Origin of the sequence: Winogradskyella sp. (assembly GCF_013213975.1) — a bacterium.
Lineage (GTDB): Bacteria > Bacteroidota > Bacteroidia > Flavobacteriales > Flavobacteriaceae > Winogradskyella.
In genome coordinates this window covers 1-8,247 of sequence record NZ_JABSST010000104.1, presented here as the reverse complement: position 1 = coordinate 8,247, position 8,247 = coordinate 1, and the positions used below count along the sequence as shown (strand labels likewise).

At 35.1% G+C, this 8,247-nt stretch carries 7 protein-coding genes and 2 pseudogenes; 1 reads left to right on the top strand and 8 read right to left on the bottom strand.

The features are described 5' to 3' along the window. The 5 genes and pseudogenes from HRU49_RS13250 to cyoE all read right to left on the bottom strand — a co-directional run. Positions 1 to 330: pseudogene (locus HRU49_RS13250) on the bottom strand (hypothetical protein); the annotation flags it as partial. Positions 331 to 398: 68 nt separating this feature from the next. After that, positions 399 to 854, bottom strand: coding sequence for a cytochrome C oxidase subunit IV family protein (locus HRU49_RS13245; protein ID WP_296357946.1), 456 nt, complete (start codon positions 852 to 854; stop codon positions 399 to 401). A gap of 21 nt (positions 855 to 875) precedes the next feature. Beyond that, a complete protein-coding gene (locus HRU49_RS13240; RefSeq protein ID WP_296357944.1) occupies positions 876 to 1,877 on the bottom strand; it encodes a cytochrome c oxidase subunit 3 in 1,002 nt (333 codons plus the stop codon). 36 nt (positions 1,878 to 1,913) lie between these two features. Further along, positions 1,914 to 2,513, bottom strand: coding sequence for a cytochrome c oxidase subunit 3 (locus tag HRU49_RS13235; protein WP_296357942.1), 600 nt, complete (start codon positions 2,511 to 2,513; stop codon positions 1,914 to 1,916). Further along, complete coding sequence (gene cyoE, locus HRU49_RS13230; protein WP_296357939.1) at positions 2,514 to 3,407, bottom strand: heme o synthase; 894 nt, start codon at positions 3,405 to 3,407, stop codon at positions 2,514 to 2,516. It lies immediately after the preceding gene. Between the two features lie 148 nt (positions 3,408 to 3,555). Here cyoE and HRU49_RS13225 point away from each other — a divergent pair, with 148 nt between their 5' ends. After that, the gene (locus HRU49_RS13225; protein WP_296357937.1) at positions 3,556 to 4,446 is read left to right on the top strand and encodes an MBL fold metallo-hydrolase; all 891 of its coding nucleotides are present in this window, start codon (positions 3,556 to 3,558) and stop codon (positions 4,444 to 4,446) included. Here HRU49_RS13225 and HRU49_RS13220 read toward each other — a convergent pair. The 3 genes and pseudogenes from HRU49_RS13220 to HRU49_RS13210 all read right to left on the bottom strand — a co-directional run. Then, positions 4,443 to 6,545, bottom strand: coding sequence for a gliding motility protein RemB (locus HRU49_RS13220; RefSeq protein WP_296357936.1), 2,103 nt, complete (start codon positions 6,543 to 6,545; stop codon positions 4,443 to 4,445). The two genes, HRU49_RS13225 and HRU49_RS13220, sit on opposite strands and share 4 nt — an antisense overlap. Positions 6,546 to 6,656: 111 nt before the next feature. Beyond that, entirely contained in the window at positions 6,657 to 7,451 is a 795-nt protein-coding gene (locus HRU49_RS13215) for an energy transducer TonB (RefSeq protein WP_296357935.1), read from the bottom strand. Between the two features lie 116 nt (positions 7,452 to 7,567). Beyond that, a pseudogene (locus HRU49_RS13210) lies at positions 7,568 to 8,086 on the bottom strand (energy transducer TonB); the annotation flags it as partial. Positions 8,087 to 8,247: the final 161 nt, after the last annotated feature.

Below are 8,247 nucleotides of genomic sequence, written 5' to 3'. Positions count from 1 at the left end.
TAAATCTTCTGCCTCTTCCTTTGCAGAAAATGGTAAAATAACTACAACCTGGAAGGTCTTAAAACCTTTATTTCTATCGTAGATTAATTCTTTTAAGTTAAGTGCTGCAGTAGCGTGCTCTTTTGGATGCTTTCCTAAAAAGGATAAAACAGTTAAATGATCTTTTAACTGAATACTGTCCTTATTAAATGGTAGTTCAAGTACATTGTCTTTAACAACATCTAACGGGCTGTAATTGTCTTTTGAAAGGAGCATAACAAGAATAAATGCTACTGGTAAAAAGAATAAAACACTTAGAATAATATACCGTTTTGTTTTGCTCACTTCCATAATACAAAAATAAAAAAGGTGGTTTTAAAAAACCACCTTTATGTATCATTTAACTCAACATTTTGAGTTTAAAAATCTCTTTTAATTAAAGCCTCATCCGTATTTTCAGGAAAATATACTTCATACACATATCCCCCTTCTTGTAATAAGATAAAAATCAAATAACAAATTAGGAATACTGCTGTCCAAACCACCATTCTGCGTAATGCTTTAGTTTCATCACGCATGTGCATAAAGTCCCATGTAATATAGTAGGCCTTTACTAAGGTCAGTACAATAAAGATTAAATTTAAAGGCTTCATGTATACAAAAGGTGATAAAATAATATTACCTATTGTAGCAAAGAAACCACCTTCAAAAGGACTTATCCAAGTGCTCATAAGTGCATCTGGTTTATAGATACCCAAGACAACTTCAATTGCAGTTACAAAAGTTAAGAATGCTAATACACCCCATATTTTTTGCGTATTAGACTTAAATTTCCAAAGTCCTCTAAATATTTCTAATTTATGTTCGTGTGCCATAACTGAATTTTAAATGCTTATTTAAACTAAGTAGAAGAATGTAAATACGAATACCCAAACTAAATCGACAAAGTGCCAGTACAATCCAACTTTTTCGACCATCTCATAACTTCCTCTGCGTTCATATGTACCAAGGATAACATTAAAAAATATAATAATGTTAATGACTACCCCAGAGAAAACGTGGAATCCATGGAAACCAGTGATAAAGAAAAAGAAATCTGCAAACAACGACGTTCCATATTCATTCACTACCAAGTTAGCCCCTTTAACGACTAACTTACCGTTGTCTTTAATCTGATTAAGTGATTCCTCTCTAGTCAATACTGTCTTTTCGCCTTTTTCATTTAGTAATTGGGTTCTGACTAAAATGTTGTCATTAGCTGCTAAGCCTTTGTAGATTTCGTTTACTGAATATGGAGGTAAGCTTTCTTCGTTAACAAACCACAATCCATTCTTTCTCTCATGTTGTGCACGCGTGCCAGCTTCTGCAACAGCAAACTCATCAATTGAAATTCTTTTAAATTTTTCTTTACCATTTTCAGTGACATACTCACCAAACTGTAAAATATTACCACCATTAGTCTGCACAGCACCATAATCTCCTTGAATAAATGTAGCCCATTCCCATGCTTGAGAACCAACGAAAATCGCACCACCGATAATAGTTAAGAACATGTAAAGTGTTACCTTAGCCTTGTTCATATGATGACCAGCATCAACAGCTAATACCATTGTAACAGAAGACATTATAAGAATGAATGTCATGAATGCCACATAAATCATTGGCAATTCCTGACCGTGTAAAAACGGAACGTGCGTAAACACCTCATCTGCAATCGGCCATTCCTTAATAAATTTAAATCTTGAAAAGCCATACGCTGCTAAAAACCCAGAAAAAGTAAGGGCATCGGAAACAATGAAAAACCACATCATCATTTTACCATAACTTGCTTTTAGGGGCTTATTACCCCCATCCCAAATTTTTCCTTCTGTACCAGTATTTGCTACTGTAGAATCCATAGAAATTATTTAATTTTTAAGATTGGACAAAAATAATCAAATTCTGTCGCTAAAAAAATATAAAAATAAAAACAGAACAAGCCATAGCACGTCTACGAAATGCCAGAAATTAGCCGCCAGTTCAAAACCCAACATATTACTGACATTATACTTCTGTTTAAAATGATTATAAATAACAACAATAATGCATATTAAGCCAACAATGACGTGTCCTATGTGCAGAACTGCAATCAAATAAATATAGGACATCGTTATGTTACTTGTTGGGCCAGTAAAGTTATATCCAGCCTCTATAATTTGTCTAAAACCTTCAAACTGATTGAAAACAAATACAATACCCAAAACCAAGGTAGTAATCAAACCTACCATAGCCATTTTCCAATTGCTATTTTTTAAAGCTTTCTTAGCAAAAATAATAGTAAGGCTACTTAATAAAATAACACCTACACTAATAAAAAATGCATCTGGTAATTCATAATTACTTAACCAATCTTTATCGCGGCGCTGTTTTGCACTAACAATAAATGCACTTATCAAGGCGGCAAAAGACATCACTAATGCTCCTATAGTAAACAGCAACATCATTTTCTTTGATCTCGCTCTCTTTTCTTCTTGTGTTCCTTCTGTTAAATCCATCTATCTCAAAAATTTATCTGCAACATATATTATTTGTAAAAGGGTAATATAGGACACCATGGCCAACATGAGTTGTTTTGCCGCTTTAACTGTACGTAATTGAAATAATCTGAACGCGTACACTAGCATCACAATTCCTAATATAAAGATCAAAACAGCACCTATTACCGACAACTTTAAATCACCTGTAAAACCAATAACTGGAATAACAGACACTATAACTGTCCAGATGGTATACAAAATAATTTGAACAGCTGTTCCTTTATCTTTTTTTCCAGTTGGTAACATATAAAAACCGCCTTTCTCATAATCGTCATATAAGAACCATCCTAAAGACCAGAAATGTGGAAATTGCCAAAAAAATTGAATTGCGAATAAGGTTCCTGCTTCAATACCAAATCCACCTCTAGCTGCAACCCAACCCAACATGAACGGTATAGCACCTGGAATAGCACCAACAAAAACTGCTAATGGAGTCTTTGTCTTCAGCGGAGTATATGCACAGGTATAAAAAAATATTGAAATTGCTCCCCACATGGCTGTCTTCGGGTTTATGGCATAAAGCATTGCCAATCCAGCAAGCGTAAAACTAGTAGCAACTAAAAAGGCTGTTCTTACCGACATTCGACCTGAAGGTATCGGTCTATTTTTAGTTCGATCCATCAGAACATCTAACTCCCGTTCTATTATTTGATTATACGCATTTGATGCGCCAACCATAAAATAACCACCAAAAGCCAGTAATACTAAAGTAATAAAATCAACTGTCTCAGCACCTAAAAGATAACCAGCCAAAGCAGAAAAGACAACACTGATGGACAAACCCATCTTTGTGATTTCTTTAAAATCTGTAATGACAGAAACGTTAGAAACTGAAGATTTTGTACTACTCAATCCAATTGCGTTTTATTGCTATTCTTAGCGAGTGCAAAGATACTCTGAAAAATAGTTTTAACCAACGTAAGACCTGCATTAATTAGAAATTACCTACTAATGTAAGATTGCGTATTTTTATAAAGCTAATCGTTTTTTAAAATATACCATGAAACAACATTTATGCTTCACTATTTTTACCTTTAGTATCCCTTTTATTTTGATGTCTCAAGGTCGCTTCGACAAGGTCGAAATTACAATAACCCAACTCTCTGACCAAACCTATATGCTTGAAGGTGCTGGAGGTAATATAGGAGTATCTGTTGGTGAAAATGGTATTTTTGTTATAGATGATCAATTTGCCCCATTATCAGATAAAATTTTAAATGCAATTAAGACACTGAGTGATAAACCTTTAAAATTTTTGGTAAATACGCATTTTCATGGAGATCATTCTGGAGGAAATGAAAATATGACCAAAGCTGGAGCAACGATTATTGCACATGACAACGTAAAAAAACGGCTTGAAGTCCAACAGCGAGACGGATCTTATAAACCTAAAGAGGCGCTTCCTGTAATCACATTTAACGATCAACTTAATATCAGCATTAATAACGAAAGTGTGGCTGTTTTTCATGTTGCTAATGCACATACAGATGGAGATTCTATTTTGTACTTCACTAATAGTAATGTCTTACATACAGGGGACACCTATTTTAATGGTCGTTATCCATATATTGATTTAAATTCCGGAGGTTCTGTTAATGGTTACATAGAAGCTGTAAGACGTGGACTTATGGTAATTAACGAAAACACAAGGATTATCCCCGGACATGGTAAGGTGTCTAATCAAGCAGAATATAAAGGATTTTTAAGCATGTTAGAACAGATCAGAGATAATGTCCAAATGGCCATTGATCAAGGTAAAACTGAACAGGACGTAAAAACAGATGACAACATAACTAAAATCTACGACGAACTAGGTTATGGCGACGGATTCATAAATAGTGAACGAATGCGAACGACTTTTTATAAAAGTCTTACAAATTCTAAATCTTAGAAATCATTATACCAATTAAATAAATCGGTTCTTACGCCAATACTAAACCATAATGTATTGGAATTGGTGGTTGTGGCAGTTTCTGCTTGGGGATTAAAATCTCTATAAATGATATTCGTAAATAGTTTCAAATTAGTTTGAGGATTTAATAGGTATCCTGCCTGTATTTCAGTCATGAAGCTATTTGTTTTATTTCCTTGACCAATCGTAATGTTGGTATCACCAATACGATCATTTTCATTTGTATAGATATCACCACCATAAGCAAAACTATCGTCCTGAGTATTAAAGTCGAACCCTCTCTGACCAATAATAAATTTAGCATCGGCAAACCAGCGCTTATAATTATATCTTCCTATTAACACCAATTCTCTAAAATTCGCCCCCCAAAGATGCGCCATTGGTTGATTAAAATGTGCGTAATTAAGAATCTCAGTATTATGCGAATACGTGTAAGGGCGAACTTGGTTGTACTCAGCTTGTAATAATAAGTTGTCAACCTTAAAAGCATTGAAATATTTAACCCCTAATTGAAATCCAAATTTATTTTTCCAACTTTTATTTCCTGCTGTTACATCATTTAATGAGAATTCATCTAAAATGAACTGACCATAGAGGTTAACCTTATTATTCCATTTGTATTTTCCGCTCAATCCAAGAATGGCATTACCTGCTCCTTGTCCGGTCTGAAATTCAATAGCTCTGAAGAAAATAATTGGATTTAAGTAATTAACATCAAAACCTCTACCATTTGTGTCTGCCCACATCACTGATTCAAATAAACCAATATTAAGGCGTTTTGAAACATTCCAACTCAAGTAATGATTAGCCATATACTTGGTTAAAAAGGCATCATCTTCAACTACCTCCGGTCGTACATCTTTTAACCACATCCAAGTACTGGTGTATTTTATTTTCCAAAATGTGGCATTCAGTTTAAGAAACGGGTAAGGACTCGACACATCACTTTGCAATAAAGAGCGATACCCATCACCAATAAAATTTTTACCATGTCCAAATTGGATATTTAAAAAATCTGCTGGAGTATAAGATAAATAAGCTTCTGCAACGGGATAATCATAGGAGGTATCCTTGAATCGTTTTGCAATACCACGGCCAGGAATTATAGCAGGATCTGGCCCAAAAGCCCGCAAACTTTCAGAAAATTGATTGAAATACTCTGCAAATCGACCTTGACTTTCATACACCGAAGCCGATAAATTAAATCGCTTCCCTAAACCAGCTTGAATAAATATCCCACGCGTGTTATTCCAGGTGCTCTCATCAGCTTCTGTATCTGTACCAACTTGGAGGTCTAAAATTGGATCTACTGTAAACCAATAATTTTTGCCTTGTATTTCTACCAAATGCTCATTATATAATTTTCTTCCAAACCAAGTGTCTGTATCTTTTAACAAACTTTCTTTTTCTGCCTTAATATCATAATATCTCGCAACATCTCTATATACAAATGGTTTAGCAGCCGTATGACTATTAGTACCGATAGCATTCATCTCATAATCGAAACGCGCATAATAGGAATGAGTAAACGGAATGTTTAGCTCACTAGAATATTCCAGTTTCTCATAAGGTTTTAATTCATGATCTACTTTATCAAACTCATCCGATAAGGTTTTATTAATTTCATCAGGGCTCGGCTTATTTGAGTCTACTGCCTTAGTTGTTTGTTTTAAAGGTTCTTCTAAAGGTATTGCAATACTAATGCTATACTGAACAAAGGTTGGCTTCCCATTATAGGTGGCAGGTATAATTTTTGGCAAAATGCTAAAAACACGCTTGCTCTCCGCTTTTAATTCATCATAAATTGCGTCTACATATAATACTTGAAAAGCACCTTCTTTATTTATTTCAAAAAGCACTTGAACATTACCTTTATAATCCGCATCTGAAACAATTTGAGGTACTTGGAAATTTTTAAAAATAAAGCCATTCAAAGTATAATTGAAACATGCCTTTAATTCAGCAATAGCTATTGAGTCACATTCAGAAAATACTGGCGGTTTTTCATAGGTTGAGACATTTTGAGCATAACTCAAAAGTGAAAAAAACAAGATTATCAAAAGCCAACATCGCTTCATAAAAAAGACTGTATTTAATGCTGGAAAGATACTTATTTTTTTTAGTAACCTTAAAACAAAAAACCGTTATCAAAATTGATAACGGCCCTGTATAAATATTGATTTGCAATGCTAATATCTCGCCTCATAAGATATTGGTAAAGTGTAGATCACACCTACTGGTTTTAAACCTTGATACCCTGGTTGCATTTGTGGTATCTTATTTAACACACGTTTCGCCTCTTTATCTAAGGCTGGGTGATTACTTCTCACTTTAATATCAGTGATATTACCATTTTTATCTACCATGAACTGAGTTTGAATTTTTTGCAAACCAGAAATGCCGTAATCCTCACCAATGCTAGTATTGAATTTTTTGCTTACCAATTTGATTAGCTTTTGAGACATACATTTACGCTTAGCTTCGTTTGTTTTCTTTCGCTCACAACCGGGGTAGACAGGAACATTTTCAATTAGCTCAAATGGAACTGGCTCGAGATCCGAAGGCTTTTCTATCGTTACAATATCATTAGGATCAACGGGATCATTAGTTGGCTCTAGTGCATCAGGAGTAAAGAGTTTATCCTCAATTTCTGGAACATCATCTTCAACCTCTTTAATCTTGTCAATGATTGTAGTGCTGCGCACCACCTTCTTTTTTGGCTCTAATTTCTGCTGAACTTCGACACGATAGTCAGGGGCAACATCTATAGTCGCAACCTCATTAATGGTAACACTATCAGGAATAATGGTCTTATCCTGAAACTGCATTTCTAAAAGCGAATAAGTGCCTAACAAACAAAGAATCAACCCTATCTGAAAATATAGGGTTGAGTTTTTTTGTAAATTTGCATCATGCTTTTGTGATTTCTTCACTTCAGTAGTGTTCTGACCAACACTGTTGAAGTTTTTTTTAGAATTTTTCATAATACGTATTATTTAAAATGTTAATATTATGATAAAGTCACAATAAGCATACCAAAAACAAAATCCCGTCCAATGAATTTTGAACGGGATTTTCATATTTAAAAAAGTATATTTTTCTAATCTTGTACTTGGAATACAATAGGGATAGAGAATGGCATTACTACTGCCTTACCTCTTTGCTTTCCTGGTTTCATTTTTGGCAATTGTCCAATAACCCGCTTTGCTTCTTTTTCTAATCCTGGGTGAGGACCACGCGCCACAATATTAGTTACGTTACCATTTTTATCGACTTTAAATTGTACAAAGATTCTTTTGCGTCCTGGAGGTAATCCTAAATCACTCGCTAAATCCGTATTAAACTTTTTACCGATAAACTTATTTACCTTTTCGTTCATGCAATCTTTCTTGGCAGCATTGCCTTTCTTTCTTTCACAACCAGGGAAAACAGCAACGTTTTCAATGACGTGAAACGGTACCTCTATGTCTTCCTCAACTTCTTCAACTTCTACTTCTTCAACTTCAACAATTTCTGTATCCATTTCAGTTTCTGTAGATTCTATAACAGTCTCTTCCACCTCTTCTTCATCTTCAACGACTTCTATAATTTCTGGAGCAGCTGGTGGCGGTGGTGGTGGTCAGCGTGCTGTGGTACCGCTGGGAGGGCGCCGAGGGCGACCTGGTGCTGTATCAGGCCATCGAAGAGGTACGCAACGACCCCGAGGCCAGCCTCGCGCTGATGGTCCAGCGCCTCGAGCAGCAGGCCGAGAGCCAACCCGACAACCCTCGCGTGTGGCAG